Below are 17,281 nucleotides of genomic sequence, written 5' to 3' on the forward strand. Positions count from 1 at the left end.
ACAGTTCAGCAAATCGTCTTCAGTACAGTTGCGGGAGCGCCACATGGAAGGCAGCCAGAAGAATCGCCAGGGCGGCAATGATAGTGCCTCGAATGTCACTTCGGGCGGCGGTACGCGCCCGCTGCGGCTGGTGATGCCGGCCGCCGGCCATCCCCACCTGCCCGATCCCATACCGTCGGCCCAGATGACGCTGGTGGAGCAGCTGACCGAATGGGCGCGGCTGCGCATCGACGAGCGGGTATTCCGGGCGGGCATGCGGATGCCGTCGATCCGCCAGCTGGCGTCGGAAAAAGGCATCTCGCGCTTTACCGTGGTGGAAGCCTACGAGCGCCTGGTGGCCCTGGGCTACCTGGAATCGCGCCGGGGGTCGGGGTTCTATGTGCGCGACCGCGTGCCGCATCCGGCAGCGGCGCCGCTGGCGTCCCCGTCCATCCGCAATGTGGACGTCACCTGGCTGCTGCGCAGCATGTTCCACTCGGCCGAGAGCCACAAGGCACCGGGCTGGGGGTTCCTGCCCACGGAATGGCTCGATGGCGAACTGCTGTCCGGCGCCATGCGCAGCCTGGGGCGCCAGCCGGGCGGCCATTTCCTGTCCAGCGGCACCCCCATGGGCTTCCTGCCGCTGCGGCAGCAACTGCGCACCCGGCTGGAGGAACTCGAAATCGGCGTCACGCCGGACCAGATCGTGATGACATCGGGCATCACGCAGGCCTTCGACCTGATCGCGCGTCAGTTCCTGCATCCGGGCGATACCGTGGTGGTCGGCGACCCGGCCTGGTTCGTGATGTTTGCCCGCTTTGCCACGCAGGGCGCCAATGTGATCGGCGTGCCCTACACGGCCGATGGCCCCGACCTGGAGGCGCTGGAGCGTATCGCCCAGGCGCATCAGCCCAAGCTGGTGGTGGTCAATTCGGTGCTGCACAACCCCACGGGCACGTCGCTGTCCGCCGCGCGGGCGTTCCGGCTGCTGCAACTGGCCGAGCAGTACGGCTTCACGATCGTCGAGGACGACATCTATTGCGACCTGTGCCCGCCCGGCCATGCGGCCACGCGGCTGGCCAGCCTGGACCAGCTCAGGCGGGTGATCTACCTGGGCAGTTTTTCCAAGACGCTGGCCGCAAACCTGCGTGTGGGCTTTATCGCCGCCAGCCCGGACCTGGCCGTGACCCTGACCGACAGCAAGCTGGTGACGGGCATGGCCACGCCCGAAATCAACGAGCGCGTGGTCTACAAGGTGCTGACCGAGGGGCACTACCGCAAGCACACCGAGCGCGTGCGGGTGCGGCTGGACCGTGCCCGCGACGCGACGCGCGAGCAGCTCGAGCGGCTGGGCCTGCGCATCTTCCCGGGGCAGGTGGCCGGCATGTACCTGTGGGCCGATACCGGCGTGGATACCAATGTCATTGCGACGGCAGGGCACGAGGAAGGCTACCTGTTCGCGCCGGGCAGCCTGTTCTCGCCGTCGCAGATGCCGTCCACCTGGACCCGCTTCAATGTGGCCAGCAGCACCGATCCGGGCATGCTGCGCTTCCTGGCCGGCCAGATGGAGCGCCTGTCGGGCCTGCCGGCCGGCGCCGGCACCTGATCCACCGGGCGGGGGCTTGAAATCGCCCCGTCCCGTCCCTATTTCCTGCGCCATCGACCCGCTCCGGATACACGGGGCCGGGCACCTTGCGCATAGATCCGTTTTCAAGAGGAGAACCATGACCGCACCGCACGAGACGATGAGCTTCCAGGCGGAAGTGAAGCAGTTGCTGCACCTGATGATCCACTCGCTGTACAGCAACAAGGAAATCTTCCTGCGCGAGCTGATATCGAATGCTTCGGACGCCACCGACAAGCTGCGCTTCGAGGCGATTGCGAATCCGGCCCTGCTGGAAAACGACGCCGACCTGGCGATCCGCATCGAAGCCGACCCGGCCGCCCGCACGCTGAAGATCACCGACAACGGCATCGGCATGAGCCGTGACGAGGCGATCCGCAACCTGGGCACCATCGCCCGTTCGGGCACCAAGGAATTCTTCCAGCAACTGTCGGGCGACCAGCAGAAGGACGCCGCGCTGATCGGCCAGTTCGGCGTGGGCTTCTACTCGGCCTTTATCGTCGCGGACAAGGTCACCGTGGAAACGCGCCGCGCCGGCCTGGCTGGCAACGAAGCCGTGCGCTGGGAAAGCGCCGGCGATGGCGAATTTACGATCGATGCGATCGACCGCGCCGAGCGCGGTACCACGATCACGCTGCATCTGCGCGAAGGCGAGGACGATTTCCTGTCGTCGTACCGCCTGCAACACATCATCCGCAAATATTCGGACCACATCTCGCTGCCGATCCGCATGCCCAAGGAACAGTGGGATGCCGAGGCCCAGCAGCAGAAGCCCACGGGCGAGTGGGAAAGCGTGAACCAGGCCAGCGCGCTCTGGACCCGCAACAAGTCCGATATTTCCGACGAACAGTACCAGGCGTTCTACCAGCACATTGCGCACGATCACGAGGCGCCGCTGGCCTGGACGCACAACCGCGTGGAAGGCCGCAGCGAGTACACCCAGTTGCTGTACATCCCGGCCCGCGCGCCGTTCGACCTGTGGGACCGCAATCGCAAGGCCGGCCTGAAGCTGTATGTGAAGCGCGTGTTCATCATGGACGACGCCGACCAGCTGCTGCCGTCGTACTTGCGCTGGGTCAAGGGTGTGGTGGATTCGGCCGACCTGCCGCTGAACGTGTCGCGCGAACTGCTGCAGGAAAGCCGCGACGTGAAGGCCATCCGCGAAGGCTGCACCAAGCGCGTGCTGTCGATGCTGGAGGCGCTGGCCGACAGCGAGGACGAAGCCGATCGCGCCAAGTACAAGACGTTCTGGGAACAGTTCGGCCAGGTGCTCAAGGAGGGCATGGGCGAGGACCACGCCAACGCCGAGCGCATCGCCCGCCTGCTGCGCTTTGCCACGACCCACAACGGCACGGCCGAGCAGTCGGTGTCGCTAGGTGACTACGTGGGCCGCATGAAGGAAGGTCAGGACAAGATCTACTACGTCACGGCCGATACGTGGGCCGCGGCCAAGTCGAGCCCGCATCTTGAGGTGTTCCGCAAGAAGGGCATCGAGGTCGTGCTGCTGACCGAGCGCGTGGACGAATGGATGCTGTCGTACCTGCACGAATTCGACGGCAAGGAACTGGTGTCCGTGGCCCGCGGCGACCTGGACCTGGGCGCGCTGGCCGACGAGGCCGAGAAGGCCGAGCAGGAAAAGGCGGCCACCGAATGGAAGGACGTGGTGGAACGCGCGAAGGCCGTGCTGGAAGGCAAGGCCAAGGACGTGCGCGTGACGCTGCGCCTGACCGATTCGGCGTCGTGCCTGGTGTCCGACGAGGGCGACATGAGCGGCTATCTGCAACGCCTGCTGAAGCAGGCGGGCCAGAAGGCGCCCGATGCGCAACCGATCCTGGAACTGAACCCCGAGCACGCGCTGGTGAAGAAGCTGCGCGACCTGCCCGAAGGCGAAGGCTTCACCGACCGCGTGTTCGTGCTGTTCGACCAGGCCCTGCTGGCCGAGGGCGGCATGCTCGACGACGCGGCGGCCTATGTGCAGCGGGTGAACCGCCTGCTGGCCTGATCCCTGCGCTGTCGTGGTTTGACGCGCTGGCCGTCTCCCCCGGCCCCTCTCCCGCAGGCGGGAGAGGGGAGCACACCGAAGGCATCCTCAAGTGCTCGTGGTGGTTTGCGCCCCTCTCCCGCAGGCGGGAGAGGGGAGCACACCAAAGGCATCCTCATGTGCTCGCGGTGGTTTGCTCCCCTCTCCCGCGAGCGGGAGAGGGGCGGGGGAGAGGGCGGGCCGCTCCATGTCTCACCACGCTGAATGATGACCACCAAACGCTGCTTCCCTCCGGTTGTCGACCCGCACACCCGCGTGCTGGTGCTCGGCAGCCTGCCGGGCGAAGTGTCCCTGGCTCAATCGCAGTACTACGCCCACAAGCAGAACCGTTTCTGGCACCTGATGGGCGACGTGCTGGACGTGGAGCTGGTCAGCCTGGACTACGACAGCCGGCTGGCCAGGCTACGCCAGCACCGCGTGGGCCTGTGGGACGTGGTGGCAGAGGCGCGCCGCGAAGGTAGCCTCGACAGCAGCATCCGCGATCACCAGGGCAACGACCTGATCGGCCTGATCGCCACCCTGCCCAATCTGCGGGCGATTGCCTTCAACGGCGGCACCGCCGCAAAGATCGGCGAAAAGGCGCTGGCCGGACATGGCGACCCGCACGCCATCGTAAAACTGCCATCCAGCAGCCCCGCCTACACGCTGGCGTATGCACAGAAGCTGATTGCGTGGCAGGCGCTGCGCGAGTGGCTGGCCTAGTGCGCCACGCTGTTATTCAAACTTTGGCTGCGTCGCCGCATAGCTGGGCCGCGCACGCATGACGGCATGGCCGCGCCGGATATTCGGTCGCGTCTCCAGCAGCGCCTGGCTTTCCGGGAACATCCCCAGATACTCGACGATCGGCGCGAAGAACAGGTCGGCCATCGACAGCGCATTGCCGACCAGGAAATCCCGGCCACCGTACGCCTGTTCCAGTGCATCTAGCTGTTTGGCCATTTCCGGCACGGCGGCGTCGATGGTCTGGCGGTCGGGCTGGCCGTTTTCACCCTTTGGAAACACGTACTGCAGCACGTAGCGGCGCACCATCGTGTCGTAGGCGTGGCAGTTGATCAGGCTGATCCATTGCTCGCAGCGTGCGCGGGCGGTGGGGCCGGTCTGCGGGATCAGGTTGGTGCCGCCGAAGACGTCGTTGATATAGCTCAGGATGGCCCGGGTTTCGTAGAACTCAATCGGGCCGTCGGCGAAAGCCGGAATGCGGCCGAACGGGTTATGGGCCAGCAACGCCTCGTCGCGCGGGGTGATCGGGTCCAGCTTGTAACGCAGCCCCTTTTCTTCCAGCGCCAGGCGCACGGTGCGCACATAGGTGCTGCGGGCGTCGCCGTAGACGGTCAGCGTGCCGGCGCTGCCCTCCGGGTCCAGGTAATCGACGAGGTTGTTGAACACCGACTGCCAGCCGCTGACATGGGCATCGCGCATCGCCGTATCGGGGAAGCCGCTGTGCCGCATATGCATGTGGGTGCCGCCGTCCCTGTCGGTCAGCGTCACCTCGATCAGCGTGCGCATGCCGGCCGGCAGTTCGGCGCCGCCTTCCCATTCCCACGTGTACGCCAGGAAGTTGGCCCGGTCGAGCGTCTGGTACTGGCCGTTGACGATGTGCTGCTCGCCGTCCCGGGCGCCGATCACCAGCCGGTATGCCCCGCCTACCCGGGCATCGGCACGCGCTTCGAGCACGGTCATGCCGCGCGGGCAATGCCAGGTGGCCAGCGCGGCCTGGTCGGTGAAGGCATCGAACACGCGCTCGCGCGGGGCGCGGATCTGACGGGTCATTTCCAGATGAAAGGTCGCGGCTTCGCTCATGACTTGTTCCCCTGCTTCGATGTGACATCGGTGTCGGATTGCGCCTGCTCGACAAAAGCCACCAGCCTGTCGAGGTTGTCTTCCCAGTGCCGCCGGTAGGTCTCCAGCCAGCCGTGTGCATCGCGCAGCGCGCCCGGCCGCAAATGGCAGATGCGCCAGCGCGCATTGACCTCACGCTCGATCAGCCCGGCATCGGCCAGCACGCGCAGATGCCGGGAAATGGCCGGCGCCGACATGTCGAACGGCCGCGCCAGTTCGCTGACCGGCGCCTCGCCTTGCGCCAGCCGCGCCAGAATCGCGCGCCGCGTGGGATCGGCCAGCGCGGCAAACACGGACGAAAGTGGATCGGTAACATTGGGCATGCGGTCATTTAACGCATTGGTTAAATGAAGATCAAGCGGTGTTACAACTCGGTTCGCCGGGAAAGCGGCCGTGCGGCGGATAGCCGGAACGGCGAGGGAGTGGGGGAGGGGGAGGGAAAAGCGTCCGGCCGGAAAACCTGCTCCGGCCGGAACGCCGGGCCTCTCGAAGAGAGAAAAGATGCGGCCGTTCAGGCCGTCGTATTGACGTTGTTGCCGGTGCTGGTGCCCGTGGCTTGCTTGTAGGCCTCCGTCAGCTTGGCCATGGCTTCGGACAGTGCGGCCTGGGTGGCCGTCGCGCCGGCTTGCAGCGTGGCCACCGTGGTGGCCTTGGTCTGGTCGTCGGTCGGGGCGGCCTGGGCGGCCTGAATTTGGGCCATCTGGGCGGCCAGTTGCTTCTGCAGCGCTTCGATTTGCTGCTTCAGGGCCTTGATCACGGCCGATTCGCTGTCGTCGCTGCTGCTTTGCGCGTCGGCTGCGCCGCCGGGCTTGCCCGCGCCAGCCGGGCCTGCGATACGGCCGCCGGCGTTGGATGATGAGGCGGAGCCCGAAGCCGAAGCGCCCTGTGAGGCGCCGGTGGCCTGGCCGTCGCCGGTCTGCGCGGCGGTGTCTTCGGTGGGTTGCGTGAAGCGGCGGGTGTTGGTGCCCGTCGCGTCACTGGCCACCATGACCTGAGGGGTAACGCTGCTGATGGTTGTCATTGTTGGAGTCCGATCGAAGAGAGAGCCCACATCCTTCTTCGGCCATCCATCGTGAAAACTTTAGCGATGCGGGCGCGGTCTGATCGGCATCTGTCACAATCGCGGCTGTCCGGCGTATCGGACGCCCCCGCACCTTACTGGATTCCCATGTTGTCTTCGCTCGGTTTCGGCGGTATTGGCGGCATCGGCCTGCATGTCATCGTGGCGATCTTCTTTGCCGTGCATGCCGTCCGCACCCACCAGAACATGTACTGGCTGCTGTTGCTGTTCCTCTTCCCGGGGCTCGGCAGCGTGGTCTATTTCTTTGCGATCTACCTGCCGGGCCTGCGCCAGACCCGCGGTGCGCAGGTGGCCAAGCGCGCCATCGGCCAGATCGTCGACCCGGGCCGCGCCGTGCGCGAGGCGCGCCAGGCGTTCGACCGCGCGCCGACTGTCGACCATCGCATGCGCCTGGGGGCTGCCCTGCTTGATGCAGGCCATCCGGCCGAGGCGCTGGAGCACTACGAAGCGGCGGCCAATGGCCCGTTTGCCTCCGACCCGGCGCTGCTGGAAGGGCTGGCCCGCGCGCAACTGGCTACGGGCCGTCATGCCGAGGCCCAGGTCACGCTGGAAAAGCTGTTCGCGGGCAATCCCCGTGCGCGCGAACAAGCCGATCCTTCGCTGCTCTACGCCCGCGCACTGGCCGCACAGGGTGCACCCGGCACGCGCGACGCCTTCGAGCGGGCGCTGACCAATGCCAGCGACGTGGCCGCGCGCTGCCTGTTCGCCGACTGGCTGGCGAAGCAGCCCGAAGCGGCCGACCGCGAGCGCGCGAAGTCGCTGTATTCCGAAATCGTTCATGACGCGCGCCACTGGCCGCGTCATGCCCGCGAACACAATCGCGAATGGCTGCAGCGCGCGCAAGCCGCGCTGGGCCAATGATCCGCGCCCTGGGCGCACTTTTTTCTTCCATGACGCTTCTGAAACGCAAATCGATCGAGGCGGTGGCCTCGCGCCGCCCCGCACGCGGCAACCGTGAGTCCTCGCGCAAGAACCTTTCCAAGGACGCCGAAGAAAAGCGCATGACGCCGCGCTTTGCGCCGGTGACGTTTTCCGAGATGGATGGCGTGCGCTACCTGCATTTCGGTACAGAGTGGGTGCAGGGCGCCATGCGCCTGCGCAAGCCCGAAGCCATCGAACTGGAATACGCGCAGCAAATGATGGCCTGGCTGCTGTTCCAGTCGCCGTCGTCGGCCGATTTCCATGTGGCGCAGCTGGGCCTGGGCGCGGCCGCGCTGACCAAGTTCTGCCATCGCCATTTCGCCAAGGCAAAGGTGACGGCTGTCGAACTGAACCCGGCCGTGATCGTGGCAGGCCGCAGCATGTTCGGCCTGCGCGAGGACGACGCCCGACTGACAGTGCGCGAGCAGGACGCCTGGGATTACGTGATGGATGGTGCCAATACCGCCGCCATCGATGCGCTGCAGGTGGACCTGTACGATGCCACGGCACGTGGGCCGGTGCTGGACACCACGGCGTTCTACCGCGCCTGCCGCCGTGTGCTGAAGGCGCCCGGCGTGATGACCATCAACCTGTTCGGCGACCACGACAGCTTCCCGAAGAACATCGAGCGGATTTGCGACGCCTTCGACAATCGCGTGCTGGTGTTTCCGGAGGTGCACGATGGCAACATCATCGCGCTGGCGTTCAACGGCCCGGCGATCGATGTGTCGTGGCAAACGCTGGAAGCCAGGGCCGATGTGGTCGAGGCTTCGACCGGCCTGCCGGCCCGGGATTGGGTCAGGAAACTGCGCGTGGCGAACGCACGGCAGGAAGAACGGCTGGTGATCTGAGGGAAGGCTGCGCTCTCCCACCTTGGGTTGGGGGGAGAGGGCGTTCAATCTACGACACGTCGCAACGTGACCCTCAACGCCCTCTCCCCCAGCCCCTCTCCCGCCAGGCGGGAGAGGGGAGCAAACAGTCAGCAGTCGAGTCTCTCACTCCTTGTGGAAGAACTGGGCCAGCGACCATTCGTCGGTGCGCGCCTCGTACTTCAGGCCCTTGCGCATGGCCCACATCGCGAGCTGGCTGTGCGACGGGATGATGGCGTGGTCTTCCAGCGCGAACTTCGCGGCCGTGCGGGCGTTCTGCTCGCGGTCCTTGTCGCTAGACACCGTGGTCAGCGATTTCTCGATCAGCTGATCCAGCTTCGGATTGCTGTACTTGCCCCAGTTCCACGTGCCATAGCCGGTCTTCGGGTTTGGCGTGCCGGTGATCGAGCGTAGCGCGACGTCGGCGGCGGCCGAGCCCCAGCCCAGCATCTCGAACGCGAAATCCCCCTGGCGGGCGCGCGTGAAGTAGGCGGCCACGGGCAGCGTTTCGACCTTGGTCTGGATGCCGATGCGCGTCAGCATGCCGGCGGTGGCCTGCGCCACCTGGGCGTCGTTCAGGTAGCGATTGTTGGTGGCGTGCAGCGTCAGCGCGAAGCCGTCCGGATAGCCGGCCTGGGCCAGCAGCTTCTTCGCGCCTTCCACGTCATAGGCGTCGGGCTTGGTGCCCGGATGGCCGAAGATCTGCGGCGAGACGATCGACGACGCCGGCACCGCCAGGCCTTCCATGATGCGGCTGACGATGGCATCGCGGTTCAGCGCCTTGCTGATCGCGGCGCGCACACGGACATCCTTGAACGGGTTCTTGCCCAGCGGCTTGCCGGCCTTGTCGGTGACGAACGGCGGGTTGTCGCGCGACTGGTCCATCTGCCAGAAGATGGTGCGCCACGACGTGGTCTGCTCGATCTTGAACTTCGGATTTTGCTTAAGTTTGGCGACGTCCGCGGCCGGAATGCTCTCGATGACATCGACATCGCCCGCCAGCAGCGCGGCGGTGCGCGCGCCGTTATCGGTCAGGATGCGGAAGATGGCGCGGTCGAATTCCGGCTTCGGGCCCCAGTAGTCGGGGTTGCGCTGCATCACGATTTCCTGGCCTCGCGCGAAGCGCACGAACTTGTACGGCCCGGTGCCAATCATGGCCTTGCCCGAGTCGAAATCGCCCTGGCTCAGGTCCGCCGCCATCTTCTTCGGCATGATCGGCACGCTGTTCAGATCGTTGGCCAGATTGGCGTAATTCGGCACATTCATCGTCAGGCGCACCGTCAGCGCGTCGGGCGTGTCGATGCGGGCGATCGGCTTGGTGTAGCTGGTGAACGAGCCCGGGGCGTTGGTCAGCTTCTCGGGGCGTTCCAGCGACGCCTTGACGTCTTCGCTCGTGAACGGCGAACCGTCGTGCCACTTCACGTTGGGACGCAGCTTGATCTCCCAGGTGATGGCGTTGACCGGCTTCCAGGACAACGCCAGGCCGGGAATGTAGCGGGCGTTCTTGTCCATGAACACCAGCGACTCGAAGATATGGAGCGCGATGGCGTTGTTGGGGCCCGCGTTGTTCCAGTGGGGGTCCATCGACGTGACGTCGGCGGCCAGGCCGATGCGCAGGTCTTCCGCGTGGGCGGCGTGGACCGGGATCAGCGTCAGCGCGGGGGCGCCCAGCGCCATCGAAAGGGATGCTTGCAGCAGCGTGCGGCGGATCATGAGTGGGCTCCTCGTACGGTGTTGGCCGCTATTGTGCCGTCAAATGTACTTCCACGTCCGGCACCTCCGCGATGGGTGCGGCGCGGATGCCGGGCGGGGCAGGGCGCCCGGTACAATCGCGCCCATGTTTGCCAATTCCCGCACCATTTCGTCGGCGCAGACCGATATTCACGAGCATCTGGCGGCGCGCGTCCAGCGTCATCTGGCCGAGCCGTTCCGCAAGCCCATCGGCGCACCGAGCCAACAGGCGTTTGATGCGGCCATGAAAGCCTGGCAGCATGCCGGCGGCAAGCCGCTGATCATCGATGCCGGCTGCGGCATCGGCGAGAGCACGCTGCGGCTGGCCACGGCGTTTCCCGACCACTACGTGATCGGCATCGATCAGTCGGAAAAGCGATTAACCGCGGGCAAGGACTGGTGGGATGCCGAGATGCCGGTGAATTATCACTGGGCGCGTGCCGATCTGGTCGATTTCTGGCGCCTGCTGCAGCAGGGCGGGGTGCATGTGGTGCGGCACTATGTGCTGTATCCGAACCCGTGGCCGAAGATTGGCCACCTGGGCCGGCGCTGGCAGGGGCACGCGGTGTTTCCCGCGCTGGCCGCCTGCGGCGACTACCTGGAGTGCCGCAGCAACTGGAAGATCTATATCGACGAATTCGCGGCGGCGCTGACGCTGGTTGGACGCCCGGCCCAGACCGAACCCTGGCAGCCGGAAACCCCGATGACCCCGTTCGAGCGCAAGTATGGCGCGTCAGGGCATGGGCTCTGGCGCTGCACCAGCGTGCGGCTGGCATGAAAAAACCCGCCGTGACGGGCGGGTCTTTTCATGGAAGTGCGATGCCTTAGTGGAACAGCGGCTGCTGGGTCGGGGCATCCTCGGGCAGTTCGGCGTGGACGATCTCGCCGGAACGGTCCGCATAGAGCGGCGTACCGCAATCCTCGCAGTATTCCGGATCGAACAGCGCGGCGTGGCGGAAGATGTCCTCGACGCCGGCGTTGCGCAATTCCTCGCAGATCTGCTCGACCGGGTTGCCTTTCTCCTCGGCGTCGATCTCGCCGGATTCCCGGCCGTACACCGGCCAGACAATGCCGTAGATCACGTCCTTCTCGCCGCGCATCGTGAAGCCCACGCGGTATTCCTCGACCACTTCCTCGCCAAAGCCGGCCACCACGGCGGCCAGCTGGCCGGCCGGAATGTCGAGCGTGCCGCACAGGTAGTTGACGGCCGCGCGCACGGTCAGCGGACGGATGCTCTTGTCCGATTCCCGGCACGACAGGAAGAAGGCGTCGGGCAGCAGCAGTTCGAACTCGCAGCCCGGCAGCAGCACGGCCACGGTCGGCTGCACCTGGTTGCGCCATTGCTCCAGGCAGACCGAACGCTCGGCGTGGTGCTCCTTGGCGTCTTCCTGCCAGCGGAACAGCGCGCCTTCGTGCGGTGCCACCACCACGGCCAGCAGGTAGCGCGGATCGGCCAGGATCGGGGCGGTCTCGGGCAGGTCCTTCAGGTCCACCTTGGGCATCGATCCGGCCAGCGCGGCCGACGCCAGCTTGTGCGTCAGCGCGAACGTGTCGCTATGGCTGCGCGGCAGCTGGTCGATGCTGTAGAGGTAGGGCGACAGGGCCACCTTGGTACTGGTGGCCAGCACGTGGGCCTGCAGGTGTACCGCCAGCGTCTGCGCCAGTTCGGGCTTCAGCGCGCCGGACGGGATGGCGTAGCGGGTATGGGCCAGGATCGGGGCGGCAATCAGCAGGGCGTCATGCTTGACGCCGTCGATCTCGATCGTTGCCGATTCGGCCAGCGTCTCGGCCTGTTCGGCCAGCACGTCGGACGCGTCGGCATTGTGCTTGAACAGGTGTTCGAGCGCCGCGTCGAGGGCGGTCTGGCTGCCGTTCTTCAGCAGGCGATAGAGCCGCTGGGACAGCCGCCGCTCCCAGTATCCGTCCTCCATGCGGCTGCCCGAGGCGTCCAGGGCCAGTGCATCGGCCACCAGTCGCTCGGCGTCGGGCGAGAGTCGGGTAGAAGACTTGGGGCGAAAACCTGCCATAGATAGAAAGCGTCCGTTTTTTCGTAAAACGGTATTCTACCCGCTGCGTTGACAGCCGCAGTTGTCGCGAACCCTTGTTTGGCCGCTTACTTCTGCGCGGCCGGCGCGTGCGATTCGGTGCTGTGCGATTCGCCGCCCATCGACACGTCGCCGCCGCCCTTGGTCAGCAGGTACAGGGCCGCGCCGGCAATGACGACGAATGCGATCAGGATCTTGGCCATCTGTTGTCTCCGAGTCTGTAGGTATCAGTTTCGCCGCAAGGCATGCCGACCAGTCTGGCAGCGCAGGCTTGCGCGGAACTTACGCGCCGGGGTGGGGATTACCCGAAAGCCACCCGCCCTCTTGCCGGCCCCATTGCCCCATCACCCGCGACTTCCCCGGGCGACATCCCCGGGCTGCCGTACAACAAAAAACCGCCGCCCCGCGTGAGCGGAAGCGGCGGTTCGGGCCGCCGGCGGAGCCGGCAGCGCAGGTTACGCCACCAGCAGTTGACGCAGCACAAACGGCAGGATGCCGCCGTGGTTGTAGTAGTCGACTTCGATCGGCGTATCGATGCGCAGCAGTACCGGCACGCGCTGGGTGTCGCCGTTGGCGCGGTGGATCACCAGCACCACATCCTGCTGCGGCTTCAGTTCGCCCTCGATGCCTTCCACGTCGAAGGTCTCGTTGCCGATGATGCCCAGCGACTGCACGCTGTCGCTGCCCTTGAACTGCAGCGGCAGCACGCCCATGCCGACCAGGTTCGACCGGTGGATCCGCTCGAAGCTGCGCGCGATCACGGCCTTCACGCCCAGCAGCTGGGTGCCCTTGGCCGCCCAGTCCCGCGACGAGCCGGTGCCGTATTCCTCGCCGCCGAACACCACGGTGGGCGTGCCTTCGGCGATGTACTTCATCGCGGCGTCGTAGATCGACATCTCGTCGCCGGTCGGCTGGTGCAGCGTGATGCCGCCTTCCACGCGCGACCCGTCGGCCTTCGGCGGGATCATCAGGTTCTTGATGCGCACGTTGGCGAACGTGCCACGCATCATCACCTCATGGTTGCCGCGGCGCGAACCGTAGCTGTTGAAGTCGGCCTTGAGCACGCCGTGCGACAGCAGGTACTTGCCCGCCGGCGACGTGTCCTTGATCGAGCCGGCCGGCGAGATATGGTCGGTCGTCACCGAATCGCCAAAAACGCCCAGTGCGCGGGCACCACGGATCGTCACGGCCTCGTTGCCCGGTTCCAGCGTGAAGTCCTGGAAGAACGGGGGTTCGGCGATATACGTCGAGGTCGGCCAGTCATACACCTGGCCCTTGGTGCCCTTGATGTTCGCCCAGAGCTTGCTCGGCTTCTTCACCTGCTCGTAGTTGCCCTTGAACGTCTTGGCGTCCATGGCGTACTTCAGCAGCGCGTGGATTTCTTCCGAGGTCGGCCAGATATCGCCCAGCCAGATGTCGCGGCCATCGCGGCCCTTGCCGACCGGCTCGGTCATCAGGTCGCGCGTGACCGTGCCGGCGATGGCGTAAGCCACCACCAGCGGCGGCGAGGCCAGGAAGTTGGCGCGGATGTTCGGGTGGATACGGGCTTCGAAGTTGCGGTTGCCCGACAGCACGGCGGCGGCCACGATGTCGTTCTGGACGATGGTCTCGTTCAGGGCCGGCGTCAGGTCGCCCGCGTTGCCGATACAGGTGGTGCAGCCATAGGCGGTCACGCCGAAGCCCAGCTTTTCCAGGTAGGGCAGCAGGCCGGCGGCGGTCAGGTATTCGGTCACCACGCGGCTGCCCGGCGCCAGCGACGTCTTGATGTGCGGCGCCACGTTCAGGCCGGCTTCCACGGCCTTCTTGGCCAGCAGGCCGGCGGCCAGCAGCACGCTCGGGTTCGACGTGTTCGTGCACGACGTGATGGCCGCGATCAGCACATCGCCGTTCTTGACCTTGACGCCGTCGGCATTGACGAATTCGCGTCCCAGCTCGGCGGCATCCTTGTTGAAGCCGTTTTCGGCCACCGGCTTCGAGAACAGCGACGCGAAGGTGCTTTTCACGTTACCAATCTCGATGCGGTCCTGCGGACGCTTCGGGCCGGCCAGCGACGGTGCCACGGTGCCCAGGTCCAGCGTCAGCGTCTTGGTGTAGTCGATGTCGCCGGCGCGCGGCACGCCGAACAGTTCCTGTGCGCGGAAGTAGCCTTCGAACGCGGCGATTTCCTCCTCGGTGCGGGCCGTACCCCGGAAGTACTCGATGGTCTTTTCATCGACCGGGAAGAAGCCCATCGTGGCGCCGTATTCGGGGGCCATGTTGCCGATGGTGGCGCGGTCCGGCGTCGACAGGCTGGCCGTGCCTTCGCCGAAGAATTCCACAAACTTGCCCACGACTTTCTCGCGGCGCAGCATCTCGGTGATCGTCAGCACCAGGTCGGTGGCGGTCACGCCTTCGCGCAGGCGGCCCTTCAGTTCCACGCCCACCACGTCAGGTGTCAGGAAGTACACGGGCTGGCCCAGCATGCCGGCTTCGGCCTCGATGCCGCCCACGCCCCAGCCCACCACGCCGATGCCGTTGATCATCGTGGTGTGGGAGTCCGTGCCGACGAGCGTGTCCGGATAGTAGACGCCGTCCTTGTTGTGGACGCCGCGCGCCAGGTATTCCAGGTTCACCTGGTGGACGATGCCGAAGCCCGGCTGCACCACGCCGAACGTGTCGAACGCCTGCATGCCCCACTTCATGAACTGGTAGCGTTCGTTGTTGCGCTGGAATTCCAGCTGCATGTTCAGGTCCAGCGCCTTCTTCTCGCGGAAGTGGTCGATCTGCACCGAGTGGTCGACCACCAGGTCCACCGGCACGAGCGGCTCGATCTTCTTGGGGTTCTTGCCCATCTTCTCGGCCACGTTGCGCATGGCGGCCAGGTCGGCCAGCAGCGGCACGCCCGTGAAGTCCTGCAGCACCACGCGCGCCACCACGAACGGGATCTCGTCCACGCGGTCGGCGGTGGGCTTCCAGTTGGCGAGCTGCCTGACGTGTTCCTCGGTGACCTTCTTGCCGTCGCAGTTGCGCAGCACCGATTCCAGCACCAGGCGGATGGAGACCGGCAGACGCTCGATCTTCACGCCCAGCGCGCGGCCCAGCTGGGGCAGCGAGTAATACTGACCCGAGCCGCCCGTGGCGAGTTTGAATTCCTGGAGGGTGTTATTGAGATTGTGGGGCATTGCCTGACTCCAATCGAGGGATGACGCGGGACTCTGCTTGTGGATGCTTATTCTTCAGACCCCGGTGCGCGGAAGGGTTCCGCCGCCATGCATGCGGCGCGGCCGGCAGGACCCGGACGCGCACCGTTACAACGATTCAGTGCAGCTGATACCCGCGCGGCGCCAGAGCGGCGCCGCGTGGGGTAAGGCAAGGTGAGACTTTACTGCTTCGGCGCGGCTTGTGCAGCAGGCTGGGCGGCGTCGGCCGGCTGGGCAGCCGGTTGGGCCGGCGCCATCAGCAGCGGCGTGGACACCGGGGCGCGCAGTGCGCCGGCCTGCGTCGGGGCCGCGCCGCCGGCCTGCATGTCGGCGTTCTGGCATTCGTCGGCCAGGCGCTGGCCCAGGTTCTTGTTGAACAGCATGGCCTTGCTCGGGATCACGACCAGATCCAGACCCGAGGCCTGATCGAAGTAGCGATCGGCGCCGGTGACGGTGCTCTGGCGCGGCAGGCGGTAGTTGCGGCCGTCCCAATGCACGGTGATCACTTCATCGCGCTGCATGTTGCCGCTGATCCAGATGGCATGGCCCAGTTCGCACTGCCACTTTTCGCCCGTGGGCTGCACGGCGGCGGGTGCGGCGGCAGCGGCCTTCGTCGACTTCTTGGCGGGCGCCTTCTTGGTGGCGGCCGGCTTCTTGGCCGGTTCCTGGGCCATTGCGGCGCCGGTGGTCAGGGTCAGGGCGCCAATGCAGGCTGCCAGCACGAGTTGTTTCATGTGGGTTCCTTCCGGATTGCTTGGGTAGTCAAAGGGGCTCGTTGTGGTGAACAGTCCGGGGGGCGCCACGCAGTGTCACGCGGCGCCCCGGCAACTTTCCGCCGCTATTCTCTACGATTTGTCTGACGGGGCGAAGCCCGTCGGACATTGGTTACACAATCGCACGCGGATGGTTTGTCATCGGCCACTTGCAGGCGGAAATGAGCAGTTTTCGTGTGTGATCGCGTGATGTTGCGCTCAATCAAAGAACAGATCGCTCACGGGCGGCGGTAGCCGCGTGCCCGTGGCGTGGGCCCGCTGCAACAGCGACCAGTAATAGCGGTAGCTGGCGCGGTCGTGCAGCTGCCCGTCGTGGCGGATCGGTGCCCAGTTGTTTTCATGCGCGGCCAGCAGGATCTGGCTGGCCGCCCCGATCTCGCGGTCGCTGGGCCGGAACGCGGCCACGATCGGCTCGATCTGGCCCGGGTGAATGCTCCACTTGCGCAGGTAGCCGAATTCGGCGCGGGCACGCAGCGCGTCGTTGCCGGCGCGCTCCGGCTGCTGCACGTCGGTGCTGACGTTGTGCGACGGCACCTTGCCATGCCGGTGGCAGGCGGCAGAGATCTCCAGCATGGCGCGACGGATTAGCGGATGTTCGAACTGCCCCGGCGATCGCATCGCGTCGCCCGGAATGGCGCCGTGGTGCGCCGAGACGAAATCCATCAGCCCGAAGCTCAGGCATTCCACCTGGACCAGCGATGCAATGTCGAAGGCCTGTTCCAGTGCGGAATGTGTCTCAATGAGCACATGAATCGGGATGTGGCGGGCGATGCCGGCCGCGCGGGCCACCTGGTTCACGTGGTCGGTCACGCGTGCCACTTCGACCACGTCGGTGACCTTGGGCACCACCACATAGGCCAGGCGCGCGCCGGCGGCGCCCACCAGGATATCCACGTCTTCACGCCAGCCCGGGTGCGCCGGGTCATGGATGCGCACGCCCACGCGGTTGTGTACGTTGTCGGCGCTATTGACCAGCTGCGCGCAGAGCAGGGCGTGCTCGCGCTCCAGCCCGACGGCGGCGCCGTCCTCGCAATCGAACGTAATGTCGAACACGGGGCCAAGCGCCTGCTGCAGGGCAAGCGATTTGCGCATGAGCTTTTCGCTGCCCGCATAGTGGTCGCAGACCGGCAGTTGCGCCGGAATGGCTTCGCCCTGGAACAAGACCTCGGATGGATGCACGTTGATATACGTATGGAGCG

Annotated in this window: 15 protein-coding genes; 6 read left to right on the forward strand and 9 right to left on the reverse strand. The window is 66.0% G+C overall.

All coding sequences use genetic code 11. The features are described from left to right. The first annotated feature begins 43 nt into the window (after positions 1 to 43). From AC3G88_RS02810 to AC3G88_RS02820, 3 genes are all read left to right on the forward strand, one after another. Positions 44 to 1,585 carry an aminotransferase-like domain-containing protein gene (locus tag AC3G88_RS02810; protein WP_488770503.1) on the forward strand — a complete coding sequence of 514 codons (1,542 nt, stop codon included), beginning with the start codon at positions 44 to 46 and terminating at the stop codon, positions 1,583 to 1,585. 118 nt (positions 1,586 to 1,703) lie between these two features. Next, positions 1,704 to 3,605, forward strand: a complete 1,902-nt coding sequence (gene htpG / locus AC3G88_RS02815) for a molecular chaperone HtpG (protein ID WP_488770502.1) — start codon at positions 1,704 to 1,706, stop codon at positions 3,603 to 3,605. Positions 3,606 to 3,851: 246 nt separating this feature from the next. After that, positions 3,852 to 4,346, forward strand: coding sequence for a DNA-deoxyinosine glycosylase (locus AC3G88_RS02820; protein ID WP_488770778.1), 495 nt, complete (start codon positions 3,852 to 3,854; stop codon positions 4,344 to 4,346). A 12-nt stretch (positions 4,347 to 4,358) separates the two neighbouring features. Here AC3G88_RS02820 and AC3G88_RS02825 read toward each other — a convergent pair whose 3' ends face one another. The 3 genes from AC3G88_RS02825 to AC3G88_RS02835 form a co-directional block, all read right to left on the reverse strand. Beyond that, positions 4,359 to 5,444: an SRPBCC domain-containing protein gene (locus AC3G88_RS02825; RefSeq protein ID WP_488770501.1), complete on the reverse strand. Its 1,086-nt coding sequence runs from the start codon at positions 5,442 to 5,444 to the stop codon at positions 4,359 to 4,361. Next, complete coding sequence (locus AC3G88_RS02830) at positions 5,441 to 5,806, reverse strand: ArsR/SmtB family transcription factor (protein ID WP_153945470.1); 366 nt, start codon at positions 5,804 to 5,806, stop codon at positions 5,441 to 5,443. The genes AC3G88_RS02825 and AC3G88_RS02830 overlap by 4 nt, the downstream gene beginning before the upstream one ends. Positions 5,807 to 5,994: 188 nt before the next feature. Next, positions 5,995 to 6,504, reverse strand: a complete 510-nt coding sequence (locus AC3G88_RS02835; RefSeq protein ID WP_488770500.1) for a hypothetical protein — start codon at positions 6,502 to 6,504, stop codon at positions 5,995 to 5,997. Between the two features lie 147 nt (positions 6,505 to 6,651). Between AC3G88_RS02835 and AC3G88_RS02840 the strand changes: the two genes are divergently transcribed. Together AC3G88_RS02840 and AC3G88_RS02845 are read left to right on the forward strand one after the other, a co-directional pair. Beyond that, positions 6,652 to 7,425, forward strand: coding sequence for a tetratricopeptide repeat protein (locus AC3G88_RS02840; RefSeq protein WP_488770499.1), 774 nt, complete (start codon positions 6,652 to 6,654; stop codon positions 7,423 to 7,425). Positions 7,426 to 7,454: 29 nt separating this feature from the next. Continuing rightward, on the forward strand, positions 7,455 to 8,336 hold the full coding sequence (locus AC3G88_RS02845) for a class I SAM-dependent methyltransferase (RefSeq protein WP_488770498.1): 882 nt from the start codon (positions 7,455 to 7,457) through the stop codon (positions 8,334 to 8,336). 144 nt (positions 8,337 to 8,480) lie between these two features. Here the strand turns inward: AC3G88_RS02845 and AC3G88_RS02850 are convergent, their stop codons facing one another. Beyond that, positions 8,481 to 10,067 carry an ABC transporter substrate-binding protein gene (locus tag AC3G88_RS02850; protein WP_488770497.1) on the reverse strand — a complete coding sequence of 529 codons (1,587 nt, stop codon included), beginning with the start codon at positions 10,065 to 10,067 and terminating at the stop codon, positions 8,481 to 8,483. A 124-nt stretch (positions 10,068 to 10,191) separates the two neighbouring features. On the opposite strand from AC3G88_RS02850, the gene trmB reads away from it, so the two are divergent. Continuing rightward, positions 10,192 to 10,863, forward strand: coding sequence for a tRNA (guanine(46)-N(7))-methyltransferase TrmB (gene trmB / locus AC3G88_RS02855; RefSeq protein WP_488770496.1), 672 nt, complete (start codon positions 10,192 to 10,194; stop codon positions 10,861 to 10,863). Between the two features lie 46 nt (positions 10,864 to 10,909). Here trmB and AC3G88_RS02860 read toward each other — a convergent pair whose 3' ends face one another. The 5 genes from AC3G88_RS02860 to AC3G88_RS02880 all read right to left on the reverse strand — a co-directional run bounded on the left by AC3G88_RS02860 (position 10,910) and on the right by AC3G88_RS02880 (position 17,261). Next, positions 10,910 to 12,112 (reverse strand): DUF2863 family protein, encoded by a 1,203-nt coding sequence (locus AC3G88_RS02860; RefSeq protein ID WP_153945464.1) that lies wholly within the window; start codon positions 12,110 to 12,112, stop codon positions 10,910 to 10,912. A gap of 86 nt (positions 12,113 to 12,198) precedes the next feature. After that, positions 12,199 to 12,333 carry a hypothetical protein gene (locus tag AC3G88_RS02865; protein ID WP_400391630.1) on the reverse strand — a complete coding sequence of 45 codons (135 nt, stop codon included), beginning with the start codon at positions 12,331 to 12,333 and terminating at the stop codon, positions 12,199 to 12,201. A gap of 252 nt (positions 12,334 to 12,585) precedes the next feature. Further along, complete coding sequence (acnA, locus tag AC3G88_RS02870) at positions 12,586 to 15,291, reverse strand: aconitate hydratase AcnA (protein WP_488770495.1); 2,706 nt, start codon at positions 15,289 to 15,291, stop codon at positions 12,586 to 12,588. Between the two features lie 200 nt (positions 15,292 to 15,491). Next, the gene (locus AC3G88_RS02875; RefSeq protein ID WP_092594312.1) at positions 15,492 to 16,043 is read right to left on the reverse strand and encodes a hypothetical protein; all 552 of its coding nucleotides are present in this window, start codon (positions 16,041 to 16,043) and stop codon (positions 15,492 to 15,494) included. A 237-nt stretch (positions 16,044 to 16,280) separates the two neighbouring features. Next, positions 16,281 to 17,261 carry an HpcH/HpaI aldolase/citrate lyase family protein gene (locus tag AC3G88_RS02880; RefSeq protein WP_488770494.1) on the reverse strand — a complete coding sequence of 327 codons (981 nt, stop codon included), beginning with the start codon at positions 17,259 to 17,261 and terminating at the stop codon, positions 16,281 to 16,283. Positions 17,262 to 17,281 lie beyond the last annotated feature (20 nt).

It is taken from the genome of Cupriavidus sp. 86D6 (assembly GCF_057815095.1).

Excerpts from the sequence above, each read along its gene's own strand:
- AC3G88_RS02875 (WP_092594312.1), bottom strand. The coding sequence starts at position 16,043 with ATGAAACAACTCGTGCTGGCAGCCTGCATTGGCGCCCTGACCCTGACC.
- AC3G88_RS02825 (WP_488770501.1), bottom strand. The coding sequence starts at position 5,444 with ATGAGCGAAGCCGCGACCTTTCATCTGGAAATGACCCGTCAGATCCGC.
- AC3G88_RS02810 (WP_488770503.1), top strand. The coding sequence starts at position 44 with ATGGAAGGCAGCCAGAAGAATCGCCAGGGCGGCAATGATAGTGCCTCG.
- htpG (WP_488770502.1), top strand. The coding sequence starts at position 1,704 with ATGACCGCACCGCACGAGACGATGAGCTTCCAGGCGGAAGTGAAGCAG.
- AC3G88_RS02845 (WP_488770498.1), top strand. The coding sequence starts at position 7,455 with ATGACGCTTCTGAAACGCAAATCGATCGAGGCGGTGGCCTCGCGCCGC.
- AC3G88_RS02860 (WP_153945464.1), bottom strand. The coding sequence starts at position 12,112 with ATGGCAGGTTTTCGCCCCAAGTCTTCTACCCGACTCTCGCCCGACGCC.
- AC3G88_RS02835 (WP_488770500.1), bottom strand. The coding sequence starts at position 6,504 with ATGACAACCATCAGCAGCGTTACCCCTCAGGTCATGGTGGCCAGTGAC.
- AC3G88_RS02850 (WP_488770497.1), bottom strand. The coding sequence starts at position 10,067 with ATGATCCGCCGCACGCTGCTGCAAGCATCCCTTTCGATGGCGCTGGGC.
- AC3G88_RS02865 (WP_400391630.1), bottom strand. The coding sequence starts at position 12,333 with ATGGCCAAGATCCTGATCGCATTCGTCGTCATTGCCGGCGCGGCCCTG.
- acnA (WP_488770495.1), bottom strand. The coding sequence starts at position 15,291 with ATGCCCCACAATCTCAATAACACCCTCCAGGAATTCAAACTCGCCACG.
- trmB (WP_488770496.1), top strand. The coding sequence starts at position 10,192 with ATGTTTGCCAATTCCCGCACCATTTCGTCGGCGCAGACCGATATTCAC.
- AC3G88_RS02830 (WP_153945470.1), bottom strand. The coding sequence starts at position 5,806 with ATGCCCAATGTTACCGATCCACTTTCGTCCGTGTTTGCCGCGCTGGCC.
- AC3G88_RS02820 (WP_488770778.1), top strand. The coding sequence starts at position 3,852 with ATGACCACCAAACGCTGCTTCCCTCCGGTTGTCGACCCGCACACCCGC.
- AC3G88_RS02840 (WP_488770499.1), top strand. The coding sequence starts at position 6,652 with ATGTTGTCTTCGCTCGGTTTCGGCGGTATTGGCGGCATCGGCCTGCAT.